Annotated in this window: 21 protein-coding genes; 7 read left to right on the top strand and 14 right to left on the bottom strand. The window is 66.9% G+C overall.

Annotation, left to right across the window (positions count from 1 at the left end; genetic code table 11):
- Positions 1-107 precede the first annotated feature (107 nt).
- On the top strand, positions 108-4367 hold the full coding sequence (locus HNP47_RS14430; RefSeq protein WP_184280092.1) for a YadA-like family protein: 4260 nt from the start codon (positions 108-110) through the stop codon (positions 4365-4367).
- A gap of 322 nt (positions 4368-4689) precedes the next feature.
- On the opposite strand, the gene HNP47_RS14425 is transcribed toward HNP47_RS14430, so the two are convergent.
- From HNP47_RS14425 to HNP47_RS14400, 6 genes are all read right to left on the bottom strand, one after another.
- Positions 4690-5010, bottom strand: a complete 321-nt coding sequence (locus tag HNP47_RS14425) for a HigA family addiction module antitoxin (protein WP_184280091.1) — start codon at positions 5008-5010, stop codon at positions 4690-4692.
- A 59-nt stretch (positions 5011-5069) separates the two neighbouring features.
- Entirely contained in the window at positions 5070-5351 is a 282-nt protein-coding gene (locus tag HNP47_RS14420; protein WP_184280090.1) for a type II toxin-antitoxin system RelE/ParE family toxin, read from the bottom strand.
- Between the two features lie 75 nt (positions 5352-5426).
- Complete coding sequence (locus tag HNP47_RS14415) at positions 5427-6665, bottom strand: site-specific integrase (protein ID WP_184280089.1); 1239 nt, start codon at positions 6663-6665, stop codon at positions 5427-5429.
- A 169-nt stretch (positions 6666-6834) separates the two neighbouring features.
- Positions 6835-7395, bottom strand: coding sequence for an HNH endonuclease (locus tag HNP47_RS14410; RefSeq protein WP_184280088.1), 561 nt, complete (start codon positions 7393-7395; stop codon positions 6835-6837).
- A gap of 141 nt (positions 7396-7536) precedes the next feature.
- The gene (locus HNP47_RS14405) at positions 7537-8196 is read right to left on the bottom strand and encodes a trimeric intracellular cation channel family protein (RefSeq protein WP_184280087.1); all 660 of its coding nucleotides are present in this window, start codon (positions 8194-8196) and stop codon (positions 7537-7539) included.
- Positions 8193-8843 carry a DNA-3-methyladenine glycosylase gene (locus HNP47_RS14400; RefSeq protein WP_184280086.1) on the bottom strand — a complete coding sequence of 217 codons (651 nt, stop codon included), beginning with the start codon at positions 8841-8843 and terminating at the stop codon, positions 8193-8195. Before HNP47_RS14400 ends, HNP47_RS14405 begins: the two co-directional genes overlap by 4 nt.
- 81 nt (positions 8844-8924) lie before the next feature.
- Between HNP47_RS14400 and gluQRS the strand changes: the two genes are divergently transcribed.
- Entirely contained in the window at positions 8925-9785 is an 861-nt protein-coding gene (gene gluQRS / locus HNP47_RS14395; protein WP_184280085.1) for a tRNA glutamyl-Q(34) synthetase GluQRS, read from the top strand.
- On the opposite strand, the gene HNP47_RS14390 is transcribed toward gluQRS, so the two are convergent.
- The 3 genes from HNP47_RS14390 to HNP47_RS14380 form a co-directional block, all read right to left on the bottom strand.
- Positions 9769-10578: a TIGR02186 family protein gene (locus tag HNP47_RS14390; protein ID WP_091750657.1), complete on the bottom strand. Its 810-nt coding sequence runs from the start codon at positions 10576-10578 to the stop codon at positions 9769-9771. The two genes, gluQRS and HNP47_RS14390, sit on opposite strands and share 17 nt — an antisense overlap.
- Positions 10578-11501 carry a sulfite exporter TauE/SafE family protein gene (locus HNP47_RS14385; protein WP_017506607.1) on the bottom strand — a complete coding sequence of 308 codons (924 nt, stop codon included), beginning with the start codon at positions 11499-11501 and terminating at the stop codon, positions 10578-10580. The genes HNP47_RS14390 and HNP47_RS14385 overlap by 1 nt, the downstream gene beginning before the upstream one ends.
- Positions 11502-11598: 97 nt before the next feature.
- Positions 11599-14475: a hypothetical protein gene (locus HNP47_RS14380; protein ID WP_311770084.1), complete on the bottom strand. Its 2877-nt coding sequence runs from the start codon at positions 14473-14475 to the stop codon at positions 11599-11601.
- Positions 14476-14691: 216 nt separating this feature from the next.
- On the opposite strand from HNP47_RS14380, the gene HNP47_RS14375 reads away from it, so the two are divergent.
- The 3 genes from HNP47_RS14375 to HNP47_RS14365 all read left to right on the top strand — a co-directional run bounded on the left by HNP47_RS14375 (position 14692) and on the right by HNP47_RS14365 (position 16353).
- On the top strand, positions 14692-14910 hold the full coding sequence (locus HNP47_RS14375) for a hypothetical protein (RefSeq protein ID WP_184280084.1): 219 nt from the start codon (positions 14692-14694) through the stop codon (positions 14908-14910).
- Positions 14911-14972: 62 nt separating this feature from the next.
- A complete protein-coding gene (locus HNP47_RS14370; RefSeq protein ID WP_184280083.1) occupies positions 14973-15470 on the top strand; it encodes a pyridoxamine 5'-phosphate oxidase family protein in 498 nt (165 codons plus the stop codon).
- A 94-nt stretch (positions 15471-15564) separates the two neighbouring features.
- Positions 15565-16353, top strand: coding sequence for a hypothetical protein (locus tag HNP47_RS14365; protein WP_184280082.1), 789 nt, complete (start codon positions 15565-15567; stop codon positions 16351-16353).
- A gap of 7 nt (positions 16354-16360) precedes the next feature.
- Here the strand turns inward: HNP47_RS14365 and argF are convergent, their stop codons facing one another.
- The 4 genes from argF to HNP47_RS14345 all read right to left on the bottom strand — a co-directional run bounded on the left by argF (position 16361) and on the right by HNP47_RS14345 (position 20624).
- Positions 16361-17275: an ornithine carbamoyltransferase gene (gene argF / locus HNP47_RS14360; protein ID WP_184280081.1), complete on the bottom strand. Its 915-nt coding sequence runs from the start codon at positions 17273-17275 to the stop codon at positions 16361-16363.
- 139 nt (positions 17276-17414) lie between these two features.
- On the bottom strand, positions 17415-18608 hold the full coding sequence (locus HNP47_RS14355; protein WP_311770083.1) for an aspartate aminotransferase family protein: 1194 nt from the start codon (positions 18606-18608) through the stop codon (positions 17415-17417).
- A 117-nt stretch (positions 18609-18725) separates the two neighbouring features.
- A complete protein-coding gene (locus tag HNP47_RS14350; RefSeq protein ID WP_184280080.1) occupies positions 18726-19751 on the bottom strand; it encodes a M28 family metallopeptidase in 1026 nt (341 codons plus the stop codon).
- A 42-nt stretch (positions 19752-19793) separates the two neighbouring features.
- The gene (locus HNP47_RS14345; RefSeq protein WP_045810698.1) at positions 19794-20624 is read right to left on the bottom strand and encodes an ABC transporter permease; all 831 of its coding nucleotides are present in this window, start codon (positions 20622-20624) and stop codon (positions 19794-19796) included.
- Positions 20625-20936: 312 nt separating this feature from the next.
- Between HNP47_RS14345 and HNP47_RS14340 the strand changes: the two genes are divergently transcribed.
- Entirely contained in the window at positions 20937-21473 is a 537-nt protein-coding gene (locus HNP47_RS14340) for a GcrA family cell cycle regulator (RefSeq protein WP_184280079.1), read from the top strand.
- A 414-nt stretch (positions 21474-21887) separates the two neighbouring features.
- Here HNP47_RS14340 and apaG read toward each other — a convergent pair whose 3' ends face one another.
- Positions 21888-22295: a Co2+/Mg2+ efflux protein ApaG gene (apaG, locus tag HNP47_RS14335; protein WP_184280078.1), complete on the bottom strand. Its 408-nt coding sequence runs from the start codon at positions 22293-22295 to the stop codon at positions 21888-21890.
- Between the two features lie 81 nt (positions 22296-22376).
- On the opposite strand from apaG, the gene HNP47_RS14330 reads away from it, so the two are divergent.
- Entirely contained in the window at positions 22377-23402 is a 1026-nt protein-coding gene (locus HNP47_RS14330) for a 2'-deoxycytidine 5'-triphosphate deaminase (RefSeq protein ID WP_184280077.1), read from the top strand.
- The last annotated feature ends 64 nt before the right edge of the window (positions 23403-23466 follow it).

Raw genomic sequence — 23466 nt, 5'->3', positions numbered from 1 at the left:
GTCCCCTGCGCGAAATCCAAGAAGTCGCAATCGCGTCACGATTGTGTCTTCGGTCGCATTAGCCTTTCCGTCTGGGAGCGGAAGTCTCCCGTGCTGGGAGAAGTGCAATGTCGGCAAAGGGTTGGAAGAGCGGATCTGCCGCTGCCAAGGATGGCGCGACGCGCGCGACACGGCTGTTGGTCGCGGCAGTCTATATGATCGGCGCGCTGGCGCCCTTTGGATTGCTCGTCGCGCCGGAACGCGCGCGGGCCCAGACAAGCCTGGTGAGCGTCTGCTCCGGCGTCTCTCTGCCGCGTTCTGTGGTCACAGACATCATGGGTCCCGTCATCACCGGCGTCGTGACGCCGCTCGAAGATATTCTCGACGGCCTGCTCGGTATCCTGGTCCCCGATGTTGATGTTGGCGCGGACGATCTGCTGAACGACGCCGCAAGCGGTCAGAACATCAACCTTCAGGTTCTCGATGTGAACGGCGGCCTCGTCGACCCCGACGACGCCTGCATCAATCAGGCGGACGGCTTCACCCTGGCGGAAGAAGCGGGCATCGCCATCGGCGGCAATCAGATCACTGGGCTTGGTTCCGGAGGGGCGATTGCGGTGGCGGGCGAGGTCAACTCCATAGCCTTCGGCAATGGCGCCGTGACGGCAGCCACCTCCGCCGACGCCATCGCGCTTGGCCCGGACGCCGAGGTGCTGGGCGGGGCCGCCGGCTCGATAGCCTTCGGCGCGGACGCCTCCGTGGCTGTCGCCAACAGTCTCGCCCTCGGATCGAGCAGCACCGCGCTTCGCGGCGCCCAGACGGGCTACTCCCCCTTGGGAGTCGTTGATCCCCAAAACTCGGTCGGCGAGGTGTCCTTCGGCGCCGTCGGCGCGGAACGCCAGTTGACCAATGTTGCGGCCGGCTCGGAAGACACTGACGCCGTCAATTTGCGGCAGCTTCGGGGTGTCGCCACGGGCATCGAGGCGCTTGCCGCCCTGGCCGTCACCTATGACGACAGCACTGCCGCGAGCCTGACCCTCGGCGGCGCGACTGGCACGCGCATCACCAATTTGAGCGCCGGTCTTTTGACCTCCGGGTCCACCGACGCCGTCAACGGCGCTCAACTGTTCGGTCTGGGTTCCAGCCTGGCGGCCGAGATCGGCGGCAGCACCGTCTTCGATCCCGCCTCGAGCACTCTCGACATCGGTCTGACCTACGACGGCGTGATCTACGGCAGCGTCCAGGAGGCCCTTGACGCGGTCTTCACGACGTCGGCCGGCGGCAGCCCCTTCCTGGCCGTCAATTCCGCTCTGGGCGGCGCCCTGGCCGGGGGCTTGAATTCGACAGCCGTCGGCCCTGCGGCTTCGGCCAGCGCCGACAATAGCGTGGCCCTGGGCGCGTCCAGCACGGCGACGCGTGGATCGCTCGCCGCCTATGCGGCGCTGGGTCTGGACACGCCGCAAACCTCATCGGGCGAAGTCTCCATCGGCGCCGTCGGCGCGGAACGTCAGCTGACCAATGTGGCCGCCGGATCGGCCGTCACAGACGCTGTCAACGTGGGCCAGTTGCAGGGCGTGTCAAACGACCTTCAGGCTCTGGCGGACGTCGCCGTCGCCTATAATGATTCCACACGTGCCAGCCTGACGCTCGCCGGTATCGGCGGGACCATCATCAGCAATGTCGCTGCAGGCGACCTGAGCGCCGCATCGACAGAAGCCGTCAATGGCTCGCAGTTGTTCGCCACCAATACGCAGGTGACGGCCAGCGTGAACGCGATCGACGAGCTTGGCACAGATCTGGAGACCCTCGCGCAAACGGCTGTCCAGTATGACGACCTTCTGGCGGGTCGCGTCACCCTGGCGGGCGTAGACGGCACGGTCATCGGCAATGTTGCGGCCGGCGCCCTGACCGCGACCTCGACGGAGGCGGTCAACGGCGGCCAGTTGTTCGCCACCAACACCCAGGTCGGAATCAACACGACCGCCATCACCAGCCTCAGCACCGACCTGGGCGCGCTGTCCGACACGGCCGTCATGTACGACGATCTGCTGGCCGGCCGCGTCACCCTGGCGGGCGTCGATGGCACGGTGATCGGCAATGTCGCCGCCGGCGCCCTGACCTCGACCTCATCCGAGGCCGTCAACGGCGCTCAGCTGTTCGCCACCAACACCCAGGTCGGCGTCAACACGACCGCCATCACCAACCTCAGCACTGACCTCGGCGCCCTGTCCGACACGGCCGTCATGTACGACGATCTTCTAGCCGGACGCGTCACCCTGGCGGGGGTTGACGGCACCGTCATCGGTAACGTCGCCGCCGGCGCCCTGACCTCGACATCGACCGAGGCGGTCAACGGTGCTCAGCTGTTCGCCACCAACACCCAGGTCGGATTGAATACGGATGCGATCGCGGACATCGCCGCCGTCTCTGCGCTGGCGGTCGCCTATGACGATCCAAGCTTCGACACCCTGACTCTTGCCGGCCCCGCCGGCACCACCATCAGCAATGTCGCTGCGGGCGAGCTCAGCGCAGCCTCCGCCGAGGCGGTCAACGGCGCCCAACTGTTCGCGACCAACACCCAGGTCGGGGAGAACACCGCCGACATCGTCACCAACACCACCGCCATCACCACCATCACGAACAATCTGAACAATGGCGCGGTCGGCGTGGTGCAATATTCGAACGCCGCCGATCCGACGACGCCGAACGGGGGGGGCCCCAGCAATGACGTGACCCTTGTGGGCGCGCTGGCCGGTCCGGTGGGCCTGCACAATGTCGCCGCCGGCCTGATCGCTTCTGGGTCGAGCGACGCCGTCAACGGCGGCCAGATCTTCGCCTTCGGACAGAGTGCGGCGGCCGGGTTCGGCGGCGGCACCGCCTTCAACCCTGTGACCAACACCCTGGATGTCGCCATCACCTACCAGGGCGTTGAATACGCCAGCATCCAGGCCTTCCTGAACGCCCTTTCCGCGACGCCTCTCGGCAGCGGCCCAAGCGTCTACCTGGCCGTCAACTCCAACCTGGCCCCTGCGACGGCGCAAGGTCAGGACGCCGTCGCCGTCGGCCCCGAGTCCCAAGCCGTCGCCGACAACAGCGTCGCCCTGGGCGCCGGCAGTGTCGCCGATCGCGCCGCCCAGACCGACTATGCGGCGCTGGGCGTCACGGGCCTTCTATCGTCGGCCGGCTCGGTCTCGTTCGGCTCTGCCGGCGCCGAACGCCAGCTCACCCATGTTGCAGCGGGCACGGCGGCGACCGACGCGGTCAACGTCGCCCAACTCCAAGGCGTGTCCGATCGGGTCGAGGCCATCGCCGGGACCGCCGTCTCGTACGACACGACGACCCGCGACACCCTTTCCCTGGCCGGCGCCAACGGCACCACGATCACCAATGTCGCGGCGGGCCAAGTCAACGCCAACTCGTCCGACGCCGTCAACGGGTCGCAACTGTTCGCCACCAACACCCAGGTCGCCCAGAACACGACGGCGATCACCAATCTGACCAACGACATCGCCAACGGCAGCCTCGGCCCCGTGCAATACAGCGACGGCGATGACCCCGAGACCCCGAACGGCGGCGTGCGCTCAGACGACCTCACCCTGGTCGGCGCCAGCGGCGGCGCGGTGGGTCTGCACAATGTCGCCAACGGCCGTATCGCCGCCGGCTCGACCGACGCCGTCAACGGCGGCCAGATCTACGAACTGGCTTTCGCCGCGACCAATGCGGTCCAATACGACACCGACGCAAACGGCGGTCGCACCAACAGCATCACATTCCAGGGCGGCGACGCGTCCTCCCCGGTGACGCTGAACAATGTCGCGGCGGGTGCGGTCACGGCCACCTCTACTGAGGCGGTCAATGGCTCGCAGCTGTTCCAGACCAACCAGGCGGTCGCCACCGCCCAGACCACGGCCGACAGCGCCCTGGCCCTGGGTCAGAACTCGCTTCAGTACGCCGATCAGGGCCAGACCCGCGTCGTCCTGGGCCGCAGCAACGGACCGGCGGTCACTGTCAGCAATGTCGCCGCCGGCGTCGCAGACACCGACGCCGTCAACGTCCTCCAACTGCGCGAGAGCATGAACGAAGCGATTCAGCAGTCGAACACCTACACCGACATGCGGCTGGCGGCGGTCAACTACAACGTCCAGGAAGTGCGCAAGCTGGCCTTCGCCGGCACGGCAGGCGCCCTGGCGGCGGCCGGGATGCCGCAGATCGCCGAGCGCGGCAAGTCGATGTTCGCGGTGGGTTACGGCACCTACGAGGGCCAATCGGCCATGGCGATGGGCTACTCCCGCGCCCTGGGCGACGGCTCCATGGTCTTCCGGGCCGGCGCGACCTTCGACACCCAGAACCATGTCGGCGCCAACGCCGGCATCGGCTGGCGCTTCTGAATAGGCCAGGGGAGGCTCAGCCTCCCCTGGCTATCCGCCTTATAGGCGAAGCTCCAAGAGGTCGTTTCCCTGTGTCCGCCCCCACCCTCACCGACGCTGAATTTGAGACCATGAAGGCGCGGTTCATCGCCGCCGGTGGTCGGTTGTCAGACCTCCAGCTTCTCGATCTCGCGGATTGCTATCACGAGATGCTCCGGCAAAGGCGCACGGGTCGGATAAGCGATCGGGAGGCCTCAGTGACGGACCCGGTGCGCGTCCCTCCAGAGGATCGAACGTTTTGATCCGGCCGCGCTGAGGGACCCAGGCACGCAAGCCTCCACTGTCAGGCCACGGGGCGCAAAGGCTCTATCTCCGCCAAGGCTTGGCGATTGGCGATCGCATCCCGCGACAGGTCATGTTGAGCCTGGAGGTTCATCCAGAACTCCGGTGACGTCCCAAACACCCTCGCGAGCCGCAGGGCTGTGTCAGAGGTGATGGCGCGCTGCTCGCGGACAAGCTGTTCGATCCGACTGCGATCCTTCAAGCCCATGGCGCGCGCCAACCCGCCGGCCGAAAGCTTGAAGGCCGGCAGGTAGTCTTCCCTCAGGATTTCGCCCGGGTGGGCTAGAGGCGCAGCGAAGGTCGTATAGTCACGAACGGTCATGACGGTCTCCAGGCTTCCGCCGTCGGATGAAGAGAAGGTCTGTGACCTCCGGGATGGCCTCAATGGTAGTCGACGAACTCAACATCCTCGGGACCGGACGCTCCCCAAGAGAAGCAGATCCGAAACTGGTCGTTCACGCTGATGGACCACTGCCCGTCGCGATTATCGATCAGTCGGTGAAGCCGGTTTCCCGGCGGATCTCTCAGGTCGCTTACATCCGTGGCGGCGTCCAGCACCTGGAGCTTTCGCCGCGCGCGCCTCAGAAGGTCGGCCGGAAAGCCTTTGGGGCTCGCGCCCAGAAACACCGCCTCGGTCTGGCGATCCTTGAACGACTGGATCATCCTCCACATCCATTGACGTCGCCCGACACGTAGCGGGAAACGCTACAGACAGCAAGCGTTTTGTAGCGCGACACACTACACATGATCATTTCCGCCCTCAGCGGATCGACGTAGAAGCGTTTCTGCGACGTTGCGGCTGATCCGGTCGGCGGCGGCGCGGATCGGATCGTCGGCCAAGTCGGCGTACCGGCTGGTAGTCGCGACATGGGCGTGCCCGAGCAGCTTGCCAATCAGAGGGAGCCCCTCGCCGGACGCCAAACCTGCGCTCGCAAAGCTGTGGCGCAGGTCATGGATGCGGACATCATCGAGCCCCGCCTTCTTGCGGATGCAGACCCAGGCCCAATCCAGATTGGCGACCGGCTGGTCAGGTCTCCGCCGGTCGGGAAACAAATATACGCTTCCATTCGACTTGAGCGCCGCGACCAGCTCCAGGGCAGCCACGCCGAGCGGAATGATCTTCGGCCCGGTCTTGGAGTCCCGCAGCCGCAGCAGGCCGCGATCGAGATCCAGCTCGGACCACCTCAGACGCGCGATCTCGCTCTTGCGCGCGCCCGTCAACGCCAGCAGCCGCAGGATGGTGATATGTCGAGGGTCGCCGCCGTCCTTTTCGAGGTCGGAGAGGACATCCCCAAGTCGGCCGAGCTCTGCGGGAGACAGGAAACGATCTCTCCGATTGTCCCGATAGCGTTTCACGCCTCGAACGGGGCTCTGCGCGATGAAGCCGTAATCGACTGCGAAGTTAAAGATGCCGCCGAGGAGACCGACCGTTCGCGCAGCAGCGCCCTTGCCGCCTCGCGTGTGCGGCGTCGCGTCCTTGCGAATATTGCCGTTGCCCACGTCGATCATCAGCCTCTGGATATCGCTCCGCGCGACATCGGTGACCTTCATGTTTCCGATCCGGGGGTTGATATGCCGCTTGATCCGTATGCGGTCGATATGGAGCGTCGTCGCCTTCTTGGTCGCCGTACCCTCGGCCATGTAGAGGTCGCACAGCTCCCGGACCGTCATCTCCGCGCGCCGCTCGGCTTTCACCCCTTGCGGGTCGCCGCCCATTGCGACCCGCGCGAGCGCTTTGCGCGCCTCCTCGCGGGCCTCCTCCGTCGTCAGAACGCCGTGGGTCGCCAGCGTCAGCATCCGCCTCGCGCCGCCGATCGTGCGGTATCTCACGATGTAGGTTTTTCGGCCTTCCGGGGTGACCCGAACGCCAAACCCTTTCAACTCGATATCCCACGCCAAATACCGCTCTGGGCCCACCACCAGGGCATCTACGGCCCGTTTGGTCAATTTCGTGGTCACCGTATGGTCACCAGACATTTCGCCTCCGTCCCGCCACAGCGGGTTTTGAACGCCCATTTTGGTGACCACATGGTCACCACTTGGGAGCAAATCGGAGGATAAAGCGGTCATCCCGGGCAATCGCCCTTTGCCCAGTTTACGCCATCAAAACAGGCACTTGGGCATCAACGGGAAACATCGGGAAACCCTAGGGTTCGAGCTCGATGTCCCAATAGAGATAGTCCAGCCAGCTCTGGTGCAGATAGTGCGGCGGGAAGCGTCGGCCGGCGTCCTGAAGCTGCCAGGCGTTGGGGCGATAGGGTTCGCGACGGACCGGCATCATCGCCTGGCGCGGCGTTCGCCCGCCCTTGGCCAGATTGCAGGGGCTGCAGGCCGCGACGATATTGTCCCAGGTCGTGCGTCCGCCCTGCGAGCGGGGAATGACGTGGTCGAAGGTCAGTTCAGCCGACTGACCGCAGTACTGACAAGCGAAGCCGTCGCGCAGAAAGACGTTGAAGCGGGTGAAGGCGGGGCTGCGGTCCTGATCTACATAGCTGCGCAGCGCAATCACGCTGGGAAGCTGCATCTCCATCGACGGCGAGCGGACGACCTTGTCATACAGGGACACCACGTCCACGCGGTCCTGATAGACCGCCTTGACCGCCTCCTCCCACGGCCACAGCGACAGCGGATAGTAGGACAGCGGCCGGAAGTCGGCGTTCAACACCAACGCGGGAAAACCTGAGGGCGGTCGATGGAGAACCTGCATCAGGCCCTCCCGCGCGGACGGGGGGATTTTGAGGCGACAGAGGTGAGGACACGTCTCCTTCCCTAGTCTTGTGAGATCAGCCTACCCCTGATTCCCGCTCATCGCCATGACCAGTGTGCAGCGTTTTCGTGACGTCCTGCCTCAGACCCGGCGCGCATGGGTCGGGAACCCCGGCAGGGTCCAGCCCCAGCGCAAGGCGGCCGCGCGCAGCAGGAAACCCGACAGCGCCGCGACGATGGCGGCGGGCCAGACGCCGACGCCCGGCGCCCTCAGCACCATATAGACCGTCGCCGCCAGGATCGCGGCCGTGACGTTGATCTCTCGCCGAAGCAGGATCGACGGCTGACCCGCCAGAGTGTCGCGCACCACCCCGCCGAAACAGGCCGTCAGCGTGCCCATGACGACGCAGATCAGGGCCGGCGCCCCGGCCGCCTCGGCCTTGGCCGCCCCCATCACACCATAGGCCGCGAGACCCACGGCATCCAGCCACAGCAAGGCGCGGAACCGCCAGTCGCGCTGCCCCACCAGCCATAAGGCCGTCGATGCGAACAGACAGACCGCCAGATAGCGCCAGTCCTGCACCCAGAAGACCGGCAGGCCCAGCAGCAGGTCACGCAGCGTCCCGCCGCCCACGCCGGTGATGGCGCCGAAGAAGGCGAAGGTGACGACATCGTGCTTCTCGCGCGCGGCGGCCAGGGCGCCGGTGGCGGCGAAGACCGCCACGCCGGCGAAATCCAGCGCGGTCAGCACGGTCTGCGGATTGCGCAGCGGTTCGGTCAGAGCGGGATCGAGCGGGGTCATGCCGGCGCATCCAGCGCGATCTCGCCACGCTTCACGCCCGTGTACCATGCCCACAGCAGGTGCGTGGCGACCGCACGATAGGGCCGCCAAATCTCAGCGCGGGCATAGGCGCCCTTTTGATCGGGCCGTACCTCTGCGCCGTCCGCCCAACGGATCGCCTCCTGCAAGGCCACGTCGCCGCCGGGAAAGACATCCAGCCGCCCCTCGCACATCATCAGATAGGCTTCGGCCGTCCACAGGCCCACGCCCTTCAGCGCTGTCAGTGACGCGATCGCCGCCTCGTCATCCAGGTTGGCCAGATGCTCCAGATCGATCTCGCCCGCGATCTGCGCCCGCGCGATCCCCTGACCATAGGTCGCCTTCTGTCGCGACAGGCCCATGCCGCGCAGTTGATCCAGATCGTGCGCCAGCAATAGCTCGGGCGTGATGCCGCCCATGCCTTCGCGCAGCCGCGCCCAGACCGAAGCGGCCGAGGCCACCGAAACCTGCTGCTCCACGATCATGCGGAACAAACCTTCGAACCCGCCCACTCTCAACCGCCATTCCAGCGGCGGCGTCTGGGCGTCCACGCGCACGAGCGCCGGATCGGCGGCGACCAGCGCGCGACGCGCGGCGGCGATGTCATCAGGCGTGGGTGCGAACGGCATTCGCCATGCTTACGGCCCGTCGCGCCTGTCGGAAAGAGCGGGGGCGCCGTTGAGGGCCGCAAACCGCTAAGGAGCGTCGGGATGTTCACGACCCGCTTCGCCCCATCGCCTACCGGCCGCCTGCACAAGGGCCATGCCTTTTCGGCGCTGACCGCCTGGGCGGCGGCGAAGGCGGCGGGCGGGCGCTTCGTGCTGCGCATCGAGGATATCGATCCGACGCGATGCCGGCCGGAATATGAGGCGGGCATTCTGGAGGACCTGGCCTGGCTAGGTCTGGATTGGGAAGCGCCGGTCCGTCGCCAGTCTGATCATCTGAGCGACTACGCCGCCGCGATCGAAAACCTGAGTGCGCGCGGCCTGCTCTATCGGTGTTTCCGCACACGCAAAGAGATCCTGAGCGCAATCAGTGAGGCGCCGCATGGGGCGATGGAGGCGGCGAGGCCCGGTCCGCACGCAGCAGACGAGGAGGCGCGACTGCTGGCCTCGGGCGCGCCGTTCGCCTGGCGGCTGTCGCTGGATCGGGCGCGGGAGGCCTTGGGCGAGGCGACCTGGAACGACCTGAGTTTCGTCGAAGAGGGCGAGGGTCCGAACGACGAAACCGGCGTCATCGCCGTCGATCCCGAGGCGGCAGGCGATGTGGTCCTGGCGCGCAAGGATACGGGCGTCGCCTATCATCTGGCCGTGACCCATGACGACGCCTTGCAGGGGATCACCCATGTGATCCGGGGCCAGGACCTGTTCGAAGCCACGCACGTGCAGCGGCTGATCCAGACCCTGATAGGGTGGCCGGCGCCGACCTATCGTCACCATGCCTTGCTAACAGGGGCGGACGGGCGGCGCTACGCCAAGCGCGATCGCTCGATCACCCTCGCCGAGCTGAGGGCCGGCGGATTGACGGCCGACGCCCTGCGCACCGAGCTGGGCTTCAGCTCCGCCGGCTGAAGATGCGCGAGGCGCCATAGCCGGTCAGGGCGGCCAGCACGACGCACAGCACGCCGTACAGCCACGGCCGACGGTGGGCGAACTCATAGATGTCGCGCTCCAGCCCGACCTTCTCGACCGTCAGCGTCAGGTTCGACACCGACTGCGGCTCGCCGTCCTGAAACAGCCAGACCTCGGCGTAGTATTTGCCGGTGGGCGCCACGGTCGGCAGTTTGACCTCGGCGCGGAACAGGCCCCGGTCGACGAACTCGACGCCCTCGGAATCGGTATCGTAGAGGGCGGCCGCCTCCTTCAGCCGGATCACTGCGCGGCGCCAGTCCAGGTAGTCGTCGCCCAGACGGCTGACGACCACATCGCGCACGCCATAGCGGGTGACGGTGCGGCTTTCCTCGGGCGCATCGATGCGCAGGTGATCGACGCCGACGCCCAGGCGGCGCAGCTGGCCGAAGTCCGCGATGTCGCTGAGCGGGCGCGTCGAGGCGGTCATGTAGAAGCCGGGCGCGCCCTCGAACAGCACGGGCCGGCTGTTCAGCCAGACACCCGACGTGCGCGTCTTCTTGACCAGGCGGATCGGCGCGTCCGGCCCCCGCACCACGACCACCACATCCGCCGGTTCAGGCGTCGGATTGAAAACCGCGCCATACAGGACGATGGACGCGCCGCGGAAACTGCTGTCGACCCGGACCTGGGCGTCGGTCAGGGCGGCGGCGACGCGCAGGTCGCCGGTCGTCGCTTCGGACCGATCGAGCGGCGGGGCCGCGACGGGGGGCGGAGGGGGAGGAAGCGCCTGCATCAGTCGGCGATCCCCGGCGCGATCATGAAGATGTCGTTGGGCCGCACGAACAGATCCAGCCCCATCTGGATCCCAACCAGCAGCACGATCAGGCCTAGCGCCGCCCGCAGCTCCTCGGCGCGGAACCGCCCGGCGAAGCGCGCGCCGATCTGGGCGCCGACGACGCCGCCGAGCAGCAGGATGGTGGACAGGACGATGTCGACCGTCTGGTTACGCCCGGCCTGGAGTATGGTGGTGATGGCGGTGGTGATGATGATCTGGAACAGGCTGGTGCCCACCACCGCGCCCGCGCGCATGCGCAGGATGTAGAGCATGGCCGGCACCAGGATGAAGCCGCCGCCCACCCCCATGATGGCCGACAGGACGCCGGCGAAGACGCCCAGGCCGAACGGCGGCAAGGCGCTGATATAGAGGCCCGACTTGGGGAACTTCATCTTCAGCGGCAGACCATACAGCCACATCGGCCGCCGACGCTGCTTGTGCGGCGCGGGCAGCCCCCGGCGGCGGCGCAGGATCTCGGTCAGGCTCTCGTTCAGCATCAGAATGCCGATGGCGCCCAGGAAGACGAGATAGGACAGGGCCACGACCAGATCGGCCTGGCCCAGCAGACGCAGGTAGCGAAATAGCTCGACCCCCGCCAGGGCGCCGGCCGCGCCGCCAGCCGCCATCACTGACCCCATCTTGAAATCGACCGAACCCGCCCCGGCGTAGCGGATGACGCCCGACGTCGAGGAGGCCACGACATGGCTGGCCTGGCTGGCGACGGCGACGGTCGGGGGAATGCCCAGGAAGACCAGGATCGGGGCCATCAGGAAGCCGCCGCCGATGCCGAACAGGCCGGACACGAATCCAACCACCGCCCCCAGGATCACCAGGGTCGGCCAGTTCACCGAAACCTCGGCGATCGGCAGATAGATGTCCAAAGGACGCGCCTTCGGCTGGAGCGGACACAAGAATCGCCGTCAGGCGGGCGAGGTCGGGGACGACCGGGCGACCGATAGCCGCCCGGCGCCTGGGAATCTAGCCCGTGGCCTGCGTTTGGGCTTGGGTCTGCGACTGCCCCTGCGACTGGGCCACGAAGGCGTCGGCGGCGGTGCGGGCCGCGCGCTGGGCGGTGGCGCTGGCCGTCGGGCGCAGGCGCGTCACGGCGGCCTGGGCCTCCGCATCCCCGCCGCGCGCGGCGATCATGTACCATTTCAGCGCTTCGGTCGGATTCTTGGCCACGCCGTCGGCGCCGGTCTCGTAGATGCGCGCGACATTGTACTGACTGTCCGGCAGGCCGCGCTCGGCCGCGTTCAGCAGCCAGGTCAGGGCCTCGGCCTGATTGGTCGCGCCGCCGTCGCCTTCATAGAGCTGCATCCCATACAGATGCATCCCGCGCGGATCGCCGCCCTCGGCCGCGCGACGGCCCCACTGACGGCTTTGGGCCGGATCGGCCTGCACGCCATTGGCGCCGTCCAGATACAGCTGACCCAGATAGGTCTGGGCGGGGGCGTAACCCAGGTTGGCGGCGCGCTTCATGCCGTCGAGGCCTGAGTTGTCGCCGGCCTCCAGCTTGCCGATCGCCGTCTCATAGTCGGCAGCGCCAGGGCCGCCGATGTCGAAGGTCGCCTTCCGGCCGGTCGGCGTCACCGCCGACGCAGCCAGAGGCACGGCGCCGTTTGTCGTCGAGCCGCCGCCGAAGCCGGGCATCTCGAAGTCCGGCGAACCGCCGTCGGTCAGAGACAGATAGCCATAGACGCCCCCGGTCAGGGCGACCGCCGTGACCGAAGCCAGGAAGGTTTTCTTGACCGTCGATCCGTCCTTGGACGCCTGCCGGTCCAGCCGTTCCTGCAGCTTGGACTTGCCGCCGCGCTTCGGGCCGAAGCCCGACCGGGGCGCAGGTTCCGGCTCGGCCGGCGCGGTGATCGCAGCACGGGCGGCATCGATGGTGCTGCGGGTCGAGGCGGCGCGGCCGGCGGCGGCGGCGGCTTCCATGCTGGAACGCAGCCGGCGCGGATCCACGAACTCGGTCTCGCCGCCGAAATCGTCGTCGTCCGCATCCAGGACGGTTGCGTCACGCTTTTCGGCCGGTGCGGTCGAGAAGCCCGGCGACGTCGCCTCCAGCGCATCCTCGACGTCGGCGCCGCCGAAACCGCTAAAGGGCTGGATGATGGGTTCGACGCCGTCGGGATCGACCTGACGCATCGGCATGTCGTCGGCCAGCGCTTCGACGGGCTCGGCCTCGGTGTGGACGACGGGCGACGAGGGGAAGGGCGCAGCGGTCGCGACTTCAGGCGTCACCGGATCGCTCGACCAGGCGTCCTGGTCGGTGAATGTCTCATCGGGGAAGGCGGCGGCGCGCCAGTCGCCTTCGACGGATGCGGACTGGATCGGCGCCTGTATTGTCGCCGAGGCGGCGCGTTCCAGCACCTGTCGCGCCGGGGTCCACGCGGGCTCACTGTCCAGCGGCTTGTCACGGATCGGCGTCGGCGCGCGGGCGTCGATGCTTTCGCGGGCCTCGGCCAGCAGACGGGCGGTGCGTTCCTCGCTCAGACGCATCCGCTCGGCCAGTTCGCCGGACGCGCGGTCGTAGCGCTGCTCGATCTTGTCCGAGCTTTCCGACAGACGTCGGCCGATGTCTTCCAGCGCCTGCTGCGAGCGGCGCTCGGACTGAGCGATGCGGTCGCTGAGCTGATCCGAGATGCGGGTGATCTCGCCACCCAGCTTCTCCAGGGCAATGGCGTGGCGATCGTCGCTGGCGGTCAGGCGTTGGTCGACCCGGTCGACGTGGCGGGCGAACTCCTGGTCCAGACGCGCGGCGCGGCGGGCGACCTCGGTTTCGATGGTCTGGCTGACGACGTCGGCGGCGGCGCGGGCGACGGCGTCGGTGCGACCGTCGTTGTCCGTCTCGACCTTCTTGACCCGCGCATTCAGGTTGCGGGCGATGCGCAAGACCTCGCGGCCCATGGCCTCAAGGCCGATGGCGCCCTTCTCTTCGGACGCCTTCAACTGATCGCCGACAGCCTGGACGGCGCGTTCGATACGATCGATGCGGGCGCCGGTTTCGGCGGCGTCCAGACGCTGCATCATCTCGACGCGGTTGTTGTCGATCTGACGCGAAAGGCTTTCGGCCAGCTTCTCGAAACGGGCCAGGTCGCGCGCGCCTTCCGGCTCGACGCGGCTTTCGGCCGTCCGCATCCGCTGGTCCAGCGCGGCGAACGAGCGTTCCAGCGTCTTCAGGGCTTCGGTCGTGCGGTTCTGGGCCTCGTCCAGACGCGCGCTGACCTGGGCCAGCATTTCCGTACCGACGCCGGGGCCGGCGGCCTTCTCGACCGCCTCCATCCGCTCGCGCAGATCGCTGACGCCCAGACGCTGGCGTTCCTCGATGTCATACAGGCGCCCGGTCAGCGCGCCCAAGGAGGTCTCGATCTTGCCGAAGGCTTCCTGGGTCGACGGGCCGGTGTCGCGTTCGAAGGCGCGCAGGCGGCGATGCCCTTCGCGCAGTTCCTCGGCGATATCGTCGATGCGGCGGGCGGCGCCCTGGGCCTCAACCTCCTGGCCATCCAGCCGACGCATCAGCCCCGCGACGGCCTGATCTACGCCCTGGATGGCGACGGTTGAGCGACGTTCGGCGGCTTCCAGCCGCGCGGCGATCACATCGATGGAGGCGCTGATCCGCTGCTGGTTGTCTTCGACCTCATAGGCGTCGTCCAGACGACGGCTGCGGTTGCGGCGTTCGTATTCGGCGGCCTGTGAGCGACGCGGCAGGGTGGCGTAGCCCTCCTCCTCGTCTTCCATGATCATGGAGTTAAGCCATTCGCCCAGCGTCATGCCGGACCGGCGCGCCAGATCCTTGGCGACCTCGCGTGCTTTGGGATCGATTCCCTTAACGCTCCACGGCGCTGCAGCGCTCACTGATTCGTCTCCCAGCCCATGCGACGAAGGCTATACCGTCAATATCGAGGGTGTAAACTGATGGTTAACCGCAATATCTAGCAGCGATATCCCAATCCTGTGGACATCGCGCCAGACAGCCGGATTTGTGTATCATCTCGGTTAACGCGGCATGAAGATTAACCTCCCAGCAAGGGTTCGCTTGCCAAGCGCCGCGGCTTTCGCCACCTGCGGCGCATGAGCCTGACCACCACCCTCATCCTGCTGGGCGTCTCCCTCGCCGTCATGGTCTTTTGCGGCTGGCGCGGCGCGCGGCCGCCGGATCCGTTCAAGGGACCGCGCCTGATGCCGTGGCGGTTCCTGATGGTCGGCGCGGCGGCGATCGCCATGCTGCTGCTGATTCACTTGGCGACGCTGTTCGGCGCCGAGCGCGCGCCCTGGATACCCGGCGCTTAAGCTGCGGGAACCCGATTAGGGCCGGTCGGTTGAACCTTGCGAACCACTCAAGGAGAGACCGCGTGTCCGACAAACTGACCCCCGCCGAGGCCGAGAAAGAATTTTGGAAGAGCCTGAAGGAGTCCAACACCGGCATGCTGGGCATCGATCGCCCCGGCTATCACCACCAACCCATGACCGGTTTCGGCGAGGACGAGACGGGGACCATCTGGTTCTTCACCCGCGACGACACCGATTTCGCCCGTGACGTCGCCGGCGGCGGCCAGAACGGCATGTTCTGCTACCAGGCCAAGGATGGCAAGGTTCAGGCCTGCATCCACGGCCGCTTGGCCACCGACCAGGATCGCAGCCGCATCGAGAAATACTGGAACCCCGTCGTCGCCGCCTGGTATCCGGACGGCAAGGACGACGCCCACCTGACCCTGGTCCGCTTCGACGCCGACGACGGCCGCGTGTGGGTGTCCGACAAGGGCGCGCTGGGCTTCGGATACGAAGTCCTCAAGGCCAACCTGACCAAGAGCGTCCCGGATGTCGGCGGCGTGTCGGACGTGAAGCTTTAACAGACCGATCGCCAATCGTGGCGGTCAGCAGCTCCACCATATTTTCGCCTTTTGGGTTGTTCGTTATACAACCGTCAAAGCAAGGGGGAAGTCGATGCTGGGATTGTTGGCCGCCGCGGCCGTCGCGGCATGCACGCCGCCGCCGGGAACAGACACTCTGCTGGATCGCCCCGAACGGGTCATCATGATAGGGGAGCTTCACGGCACCGACCAAGCCCCCAACGCAGTCGCCGAGATCGCATGCGCCGCTTCTGAACGCGGCCCTGTCGTCGTCGCGTTGGAACTGGAAGACACGCTGCAACCGACGCTGGACGCCTTCATTGTTGCGCCCGATCAGGATGCGGCGCGGGCAGTCTTGACCGGCAGCTCCCTATTGAACCGCGTACATCAGGATGGCCGCACCAGTCACGCTCTGCTGGCGTTGCTTGATCGTGTGCGCGACTTGAAGGCGTCGGGGCGGGACATTTCCCTTCATCTGTTCCAGCCCAGCATGACACAGGGCGAAGGCCTGGATCAGGCCTGGTATGAGTTGGACATGGGTCACCTTCTGAGCCAGGCGCGTCAGAAACGGCCCGACGCGCGGGTGATCGGGTTGGCGGGCAATATCCACGCGCGAAAGACGCCGTTCGAAAAGTATCCAGACATTGGCGTTCCCGCCGCCGGCCATCTCCCCAAGCGCGAAACCTTGAGCTTGAAGATCGCGCAGCAAGGCGGTTTTGCCTGGAACTGCGGTCAAGACGCCTGTGGGGTCAATCCGTCGATCGCCAGCTACGACGTCGATGCGCGAGGCGTCATCCTGACCACGCTGGAAGACGGCGGATACGACGGCGTTCTGGCGCTGGGGCCCTGGACCGCCTCGCCGCCGATCGGCAGCGAGGAATAGCACACCGTCATCCGCCGAAGCACCAGGCCAGAACGGCCTTTTGGGCATGGATGCGGTTTTCGGCCTCGTCCCAGACCAGAGAGCGCGGCCCGTCGATGACGGCGTCGGTGACTTCCTCGCCACGGTGGGCGGGAAGGCAATGCAGGAAGACCGCTTCGGGATCGGCGAGATCCATGAGGGCTTCATCGACGCCGTAATGTTCGAACGCCGCCAGCCGCGCCTCATAGTCCTGATCCCCCATGGAGACCCAGGTGTCGGTGACGACGACGTGGGCGCCCTTGACCGCCTCGCGCGGATCGCTGGTCAGGGTGACGGCGTCGCCGCCCTTGGCCAGGTCGCGAAGGTCCGGGTGGTATTCCGCCGGGCAGGCGACGTTCAGATGGAATCCGAACTTGGGCGCCGCGTGCATGAAGCTGTGGCAGACGTTGTTGCCGTCGCCGATCCAGGCGATCGTCTTGCCGGCGATCGGCCCGCGATGCTCCTCGATCGTCTGCAGATCGGCCAGGATCTGGCACGGGTGCGAACGGTCGGTTAGGCCGTTGACCACCGGGACGGTCGAGACGCGGGCGAACCGCTCGACATCCTCGTGATCGTTGGCGCGGATCATCACGGCATCCACCATGCGCGACAGGACGCGGGCGGTGTCCTCCACGGGCTCGCCGCGCCCCAGCTGCATGTCCGAGGCCGTGGCGATGATGGACGAGCCGCCCAGCTGGCGGATCGCCGCGTCGAAGCTGAAACGCGTACGGGTCGAGTTCTTCTCGAAGATCATCGCCAGGACGCGGTCCTTGCCCGGCGCATCGGCGTCGGCGCGCCCCTGGGGCCAGCCCTTGCGGGCGGCCTTGCGGGCATGGGCGTCGTCCAGGATGGCGCGCAGGTCCGCCGCGTCCAGCCGGTGGATGTCGAGGAAGTGCCGGACCATATGTCTAGCTCCGCTCATCCCCGCGAAGGCGGGGATCTAGTGCTGTGGGCGACAGCGCCCGTCGGGTGTTTCATCCGCCGACCCTGCGTTCCCGAAAGAACTGGGTCCCCGCTTTCGCGGGGATGAGCGGATGTCGGGCTCAGGCCGCCAGCTTCTCGCGGGCGACCTCGCAGGCCGCCTCGAAACGGGCCACGGCTTCGCGGGCCTCGTCCAGCGTCAGGTTCAGCGGCGGCAGCAGGCGCACGCAGTTGTCGCCGCCGCCGGCGATCAGCAGCTGCTGCGTATCGCGCGCCAGGGCCATGAACTCGCGATTGTTCGGCACCATCTTGATGCCGATCAGAAGGCCCTTGCCGCGCACGTCGGCGATCACGTCGGGGAAGCGTTCCTGAAGGCCGGCGAACTGCTGCTTCAAATAGCCGGCGATCTCGTTGACGTTGCTCAGCGTCTCGAGGCTGTTGATCAGGCTCAGGGCCTTCTGGCCCACGGCCATGGCCAGAGGGTTGCCGCCGAAGGTCGAGCCGTGAACGCCGACCGTCATCCCCTTGGCCGCCTTGGCCGAGGCCAGGCAGGCGCCGATGGGGAAGCCCCCGCCCAAGGCCTTGGCCACCGCCATGATGTCCGGCGCCATGCCCGCCCATTCGTGGGCCCACAGCTTGCCGGTCCGACCCATGCCGCACTGGACCTCGTCGAAGATGATCAGAACGCCGTGTTCGTCGCACAGTTCGCGCAGGCCCCGCAGGCACTGTTCGGGCATGGCGCGGCAGCCGCCCTCGCCCTGCACGGGCTCGACGATGATGGCGGCGGTGGTGGGGTTGGCGATGGCGGCCTTGATCGCCTCGTGGTCGCCCCACTTCAGCTGGTGGAAGCCCTGCATCGGCGGGCCGAAGCCCTCGGTATAGCTGGGGTTGGCGGCGGCGTTGATCGCGCCATAGGTCCGACCGTGGAACGAGCCGTCGAAGCCATAGATGTCGATCCGCTCAGGTGCGCCATTGGCCGAGTGGTATTTGCGCGCCGTCTTCAGCGCGCATTCGACGGCTTCGGTGCCCGAGTTGGTGAAGAACACCACGTCGGCGAAGCTGGATTCGCACAGGGCATCAGCCAGCGCTTCCTGACCCGGAATGCGGAAGATGTTGGAGACGTGCCACAGCTTCTCGGCCTGATCCTTGACCGCCTGGACCAGTTCGGGGTGGGCGTGGCCCAGGCCGTTGGTCGAGATGCCGGCGACGCAGTCGAGATATTCGGTCCCGTCGGTCGCCCACAGACGCGCGCCTCGGCCCCGTTCCACTTCCAGCGGCGCGCGATTGTAGACACCCATCAGATGTTCAGTGGACACGGGACCAAGACCTCCAAAAGCGAGACGGCCCCGCCGCGTGCGCGACGGAGCCGGATCAATACGGTCAGGCGTTGTCGGATTAGTGACGGTGTTAGTCAACACCGAGCACCAAGCCGCTTAAGGGTTGCCGGCGTCCGGCGCGGGCGTGCTGGCCGCAGGGGCGTCCGGGGCCGTTTCGGCGGCGACCGCTTCGTCCTTGGCCTGGATCTCGACCAGCTTCTTGTCCAGCGCCAGGCCCAGGTCGGCGATGAACAGGCCAAAACGGGCGACGTCGACGCCCTTCAGATACGACAGCTTGTCGTCGGCCGTATGGATGCGCTGGAAGACGGGCGGGACGAAGCCCTCCTTCAGACCGTTGTCCTTGCCGCCGTTGAAGGCCAGCCACATCTGGTGGGCGCCGACCGCATCCTGGGTGCCCATCGACACCACCGGCACGCCCGCGGCCGAGAAGGCGCGGTCGTCGCTAGGCGGATAGGTCGGATAGGGCATGCAGTCGAAGCCGCGTTCGGCGCACAGGCCGCGCAGCGTCTCCAGCACGAAGGCCGACTGCGGCCCATTGTTTTCGCCGTACATGACCGTCTGACCATAGGCGGCGACATCGGCGTTGATGACGGCGGCGATCCGGTCCTTGCCGTGTTTCGCCAGGAAGGCCTTGGCGCCCAGAAGGCCCAGCTCTTCCTGGTCGGTGAAGACGAAGACGAAGCGGTGGGCGACCGGCTGGCCTTCCAGCGCCATGTCCAGCGTCTTGGCCGCCTCCATCATCGCCATGACCGAGCCGACGTTGTCGACGATGCCCTGCGACAGCGTGCCGTCGCGCAGCTTCACCGCGTCATAGTGGGCGGTCAGGACGATATCCTTGTCGCCCTCGCCCACCGTGACGACGACATTGGCGCCTTCCATCGGGCCGGTGGCCTGGTTGCCGCCCTCGAAGGTCTGGATTTCAGGCGTGAAGCCCAGCGTCGTCAGGAAACCGACCAGGACCTGGGTCCGCTCGGCGTTGGTGGGCTTGATGAACTGGGCGGCGCCGGCGGCGATGTCGGGGCGGTCGCCGGCCTGGGGCGTCGCTTCCTGAGCGAAGGCGGGCCCAGAAGCGGATGTGGCGGCGAACAGGGCCGTGGCGGCGACGAGCGAACGAAACAGCATGAAGCGGACCTCTCGGGGGAGCGATCCGCAACAGGTAGCGATCTAGCTCTTAAGACGCCAGCCCGAGCGGAACACCAGCCAGCAAACCACGCCCATGACGGCCATCAGTACGGCCGACCCTATGACCCCGACCGTCAGATTGCTCTCGGCATGGCCGATGAAGCCGTAGCGGAAGCCGTCGATCAGATAGAAGAAGGGGTTGTAGCGGCTCAGCGCCCGGAACGGCTCGGGCAGGTTCTCGACCAGATAGAAGGTGCCTGACAGGAAGGTCATCGGCATGACGATGAAGTTCTGGACCGCCGACAGGTGGTCGAACTTCTCGCTCCACAGCCCCGCCAGCACGCCGGTCATGCCCATGATGAAACAGGCGGCCAGGGCGAACCAGACGATGGCGAAGATGTTGGCGATGCCCAACGGCGCGAACGGCAGCACGCAGATCGCCGTCACCAGACCGACCGCCAGGCCGCGCGTCGCGGCGCCCAGCGTAAAGCCCAGCGTCAGTTCCAGCGGGCTGAGCGGCGGGGTCAGAAAGTCGGTCGCCGTACCCATGATCTTGGCCTGGATCAGGCTGGACGAGGCGTTGGCGAAGGCGTTGTTCAACATGGCCATCATGATCAGGCCGGGCGCGACGAACAGGGCGAACGGCGTGCCGTGCAGCGGCGGCCGCGCGTTTTGGAGCGCCACCACGAACACCAGCATATAGAGCAGCGTCGTGACCACCGGCGCAGCTACCGTCTGGGCGCCCACCTTCCAGAAGCGACGCACCTCGCGCAGATACAGGGTCTGCACCCCGATCCAGTTGATCCCCGGATAGCGACGCGGCTGCGGCAGGCCGGCAGGCCGGGTGGAGATCAGATCGGGCGTATCGGTCATGGCCCGCCAGATGCGCTTTGCGCCCTTGCTGCGCAAGGCCGGGTGACTGGTGAATGGTGAATCGTGACTTCCGAAGGGCGCAGCCGTGACCCACGACCCAACTCACCACTCACCACTCACCACTCACCACTCACCACTCACCACTCACCAATCCGCCTTAACCTTAACGATGATTCAATATCTGGTTTCTGTGGACAGGATGATTCGCACATCTTGCGTCTCTTAACGGCTGGTTTACGATTAGTTGTAGGTCAAGACCCCGGAGGGGGAGCCTGGACCTAGATATTGAATCCAAACTCGCTGGAGGGTGGCATGACCGCAGGCTGGACCGACGACCGCGTAGGCGCGCTAAAGAAGCTCTGGCTTGAGGGCCAGTCCGCGAGCCAGATCGCCAAACAACTGGGCGGCGGGGTCACCCGCAACGCCGTGATCGGCAAGGTGCACCGTCTGGGCCTGTCGGGCCGGGCCGCCCCGTCGCAGCCGGCGCGCACCGTCGCCGCGACCTTCCGCACCGCACGTCCGCGCCCGGCGCCGGCTGCTCCCGCGCAGCAACCTTCGGCCCCGCGCCGTCTGGAAGCCGTCGAGCCCAGGCCGGTCGAACCCGCAGCCCCCGTTCCCGCCCCGATCCCGGACCTGCCGGGCACGGCGACCGTGATGACCCTGGGCGCCCACATGTGCAAATGGCCGATCGGCGACCCGTCGTCGCGCGAGTTCAGCTTCTGCGGCCGCCGCTCCTCGGAAGGCGTCTATTGCGTCGAACACGCCCGCGTCGCCTATCAGCCGCAAGTCCGTCGCGGCTCCAAGGAAAGCGGTTCCGACCTGGCCCGCAGCCTGCGTCGTTACATTTAAGGGCGCTACCGCGCTTCGCTCTACATGAGCGCGGCGCTTCGCGCAGGGCGCACGACTGCGCTCAAGTCGTGAGCGACCGCGTCGCGAACGTAGCGCCAAAAAGATGCTCCTTAGGGAGCCGCCTTCCCCCTCGCCGGTGCGCGCAAGCGGCCGGCGAGACTTCAGGGGCGGGGCTGCGGTTCATCCGGGTTGACGCAGCCCCATCCGCCTTCTTGATCCTCCCCAGCGCAGCGGGGGAGGGGGACCGCGCGAAGCGGGGTGGAGGGGGCGAAACCGGATTCGATCTTCAAAGTTCAGCATCAGACCAAAGCCAGACCAACTATCGGCGTTTGGCATGGAGTCTGCGTCCGCCCCCCTCCACCGCTTCGCGGTCCCCCTCCCCCGTTCCGCTGAGCTTCTCGGGGGAGGATTTACTCAGTTCAGCACCCGCCGCGCATCCGGCGTATCCAGCGAAAACGCCGGAATCTGCGCCTCGAAACTGCGCCCATCCGCATCCGTCATATAATAGGCGCCCACCATCGAACCGCTGTCGGTGCCCAGCGGACAGCCCGAGGCGTAGGCGTAGCTGCCGCCCGCTTCTATCACCGGCTGTTCGCCGACGACGCCCGGCCCGCGCACCTCTTCCACATGGCCGTGGCCGTCGGTGATGGTCCAGCGACGCGCCATCAGCTGCACCGTCGAACCCGTCAAGTTCACGATCTCGATCTGGTAGGCCCAGACCCAGCGGCCTTCGTCGGGATCGGACTGGCCCGCCAGATAGCTGGGGCGCACCCGGATCAGGATGCCGTTCGTCTCGGCGGTATAGGCAGGACCATCGTGCATGGGCTATATGCTCGCCCCGCCGCGCGCGGGCTGCAAGCGCGACTTGGAGACAAGTCGTGAAAACCGTGTGAGACAGACGCCATGAGCTCCTTCCAAGCGCCCCGTCCCGGCATCCTGCCCGCCCAGTCCATCGAGACGTTGATCGCCGCCGGCGCCGTCACGTCCGACACGCCCTTCGACCACGACCAGGTCCAGCCGGCCAGCCTGGACCTGCGGCTGTCGGATCAGGCCTGGCGGGTCCGCGCCTCCTTCCTGCCCGGCCGGCGCAAGGTCGAGGACCGCATCGCCGATGTGGCCATGCACGCCATCGAGATCACCGAGGCCGGCGTCGTGCTGGAAAAGGGCTGCGTCTATATCGTGCGCCTTCAGGAGCGGCTGAAACTGCCCCAGGGCCTGATCGCCCGCGCCAATCCGAAAAGCTCGACGGGCCGCGTCGACGTCTTCGTGCGCCTGCTGACCGATCAGGGCGCCAGCTTCGATGACGTGGCCGAAGGCTATGACGGCCCGCTCTATATGGAGGTCGCGCCCCAGACCTTCTCCATCCTGGTCCGGCCCGGCACCCGACTGAACCAACTCAGGCTCAAGGCCGGCGATCCGCCCAAGCTGGAGACCCGCTCGGTCGGCGTCGATCTTCAGGGCGGCGACATCGTCGGCTTCCGGGGGCGTCGCCATGCGGGGGTGGTGGATCTGGACCATATCGACGGCCACGACCCGCGCGACTTCTGGGAGCCGTTGACGCTGCGGCGCGGCGAACTGCTGCTGGATCCGGGCGAGTTCTACATTCTGGCCTCGTCCGACGACGTGGAAATCCCGGTCGATCAGGCCGCCGAAATGACCCCCATTGATCCGTCGGTCGGCGAGTTCCGCGTCCACTACGCCGGCTTCTTCGACCCCGGCTTCGGCACGGACGAGGCCCACGGCGCGGGGTCGAAAGGCGTGCTGGAGGTCCGCACCCACGACACGCCCTTCCTGCTGGAACACGGCCAGATCGTCGCCCGCCTGGTTTACGAACCCCTGACCGAACGCCCCAGCCGCCTGTATGGCGAAAGCGGCAGCCACTATCAGAACCAGGGCCTGAAACTGTCGAAGCACTTCAAGGCGTGGTGAGGTCGTACTGACCTCTCCCTCCCCGTTCCGGGGAGGGTCGTCGCGCAGCGACGGGGTGGAGGCG

The sequence above is a fragment of the Brevundimonas vesicularis genome, assembly GCF_014204545.1.
In the GTDB taxonomy this organism is placed as follows: Bacteria; Pseudomonadota; Alphaproteobacteria; order Caulobacterales; family Caulobacteraceae; genus Brevundimonas; species Brevundimonas vesicularis_B.
The sequence above is the reverse complement of the archived record's forward strand: the minus strand, read 5'-3'. Positions and strand labels throughout refer to the sequence as shown.

Bases quoted from the DNA above. Each gene is read 5' to 3' on its own strand.
- gluQRS (WP_184280085.1), top strand. From the start codon at position 8,925: ATGTTCACGACCCGCTTCGCCCCATCGCCTACCGGCCGCCTGCACAAG.
- HNP47_RS14410 (WP_184280088.1), bottom strand. From the start codon at position 7,395: ATGCAGGTTCTCCATCGACCGCCCTCAGGTTTTCCCGCGTTGGTGTTG.
- HNP47_RS14400 (WP_184280086.1), bottom strand. From the start codon at position 8,843: ATGCCGTTCGCACCCACGCCTGATGACATCGCCGCCGCGCGTCGCGCG.
- argF (WP_184280081.1), bottom strand. From the start codon at position 17,275: ATGGTCCGGCACTTCCTCGACATCCACCGGCTGGACGCGGCGGACCTG.
- HNP47_RS14365 (WP_184280082.1), top strand. From the start codon at position 15,565: ATGCTGGGATTGTTGGCCGCCGCGGCCGTCGCGGCATGCACGCCGCCG.
- HNP47_RS14350 (WP_184280080.1), bottom strand. From the start codon at position 19,751: ATGCTGTTTCGTTCGCTCGTCGCCGCCACGGCCCTGTTCGCCGCCACA.
- HNP47_RS14420 (WP_184280090.1), bottom strand. From the start codon at position 5,351: ATGATCCAGTCGTTCAAGGATCGCCAGACCGAGGCGGTGTTTCTGGGC.
- HNP47_RS14375 (WP_184280084.1), top strand. From the start codon at position 14,692: ATGAGCCTGACCACCACCCTCATCCTGCTGGGCGTCTCCCTCGCCGTC.
- HNP47_RS14430 (WP_184280092.1), top strand. From the start codon at position 108: ATGTCGGCAAAGGGTTGGAAGAGCGGATCTGCCGCTGCCAAGGATGGC.
- HNP47_RS14405 (WP_184280087.1), bottom strand. From the start codon at position 8,196: ATGACCCCGCTCGATCCCGCTCTGACCGAACCGCTGCGCAATCCGCAG.
- HNP47_RS14330 (WP_184280077.1), top strand. From the start codon at position 22,377: ATGAGCTCCTTCCAAGCGCCCCGTCCCGGCATCCTGCCCGCCCAGTCC.
- HNP47_RS14390 (WP_091750657.1), bottom strand. From the start codon at position 10,578: ATGCAGGCGCTTCCTCCCCCTCCGCCCCCCGTCGCGGCCCCGCCGCTC.
- HNP47_RS14415 (WP_184280089.1), bottom strand. From the start codon at position 6,665: ATGTCTGGTGACCATACGGTGACCACGAAATTGACCAAACGGGCCGTA.
- apaG (WP_184280078.1), bottom strand. From the start codon at position 22,295: ATGCACGATGGTCCTGCCTATACCGCCGAGACGAACGGCATCCTGATC.
- HNP47_RS14425 (WP_184280091.1), bottom strand. From the start codon at position 5,010: ATGACCGTTCGTGACTATACGACCTTCGCTGCGCCTCTAGCCCACCCG.
- HNP47_RS14340 (WP_184280079.1), top strand. From the start codon at position 20,937: ATGACCGCAGGCTGGACCGACGACCGCGTAGGCGCGCTAAAGAAGCTC.
- HNP47_RS14345 (WP_045810698.1), bottom strand. From the start codon at position 20,624: ATGACCGATACGCCCGATCTGATCTCCACCCGGCCTGCCGGCCTGCCG.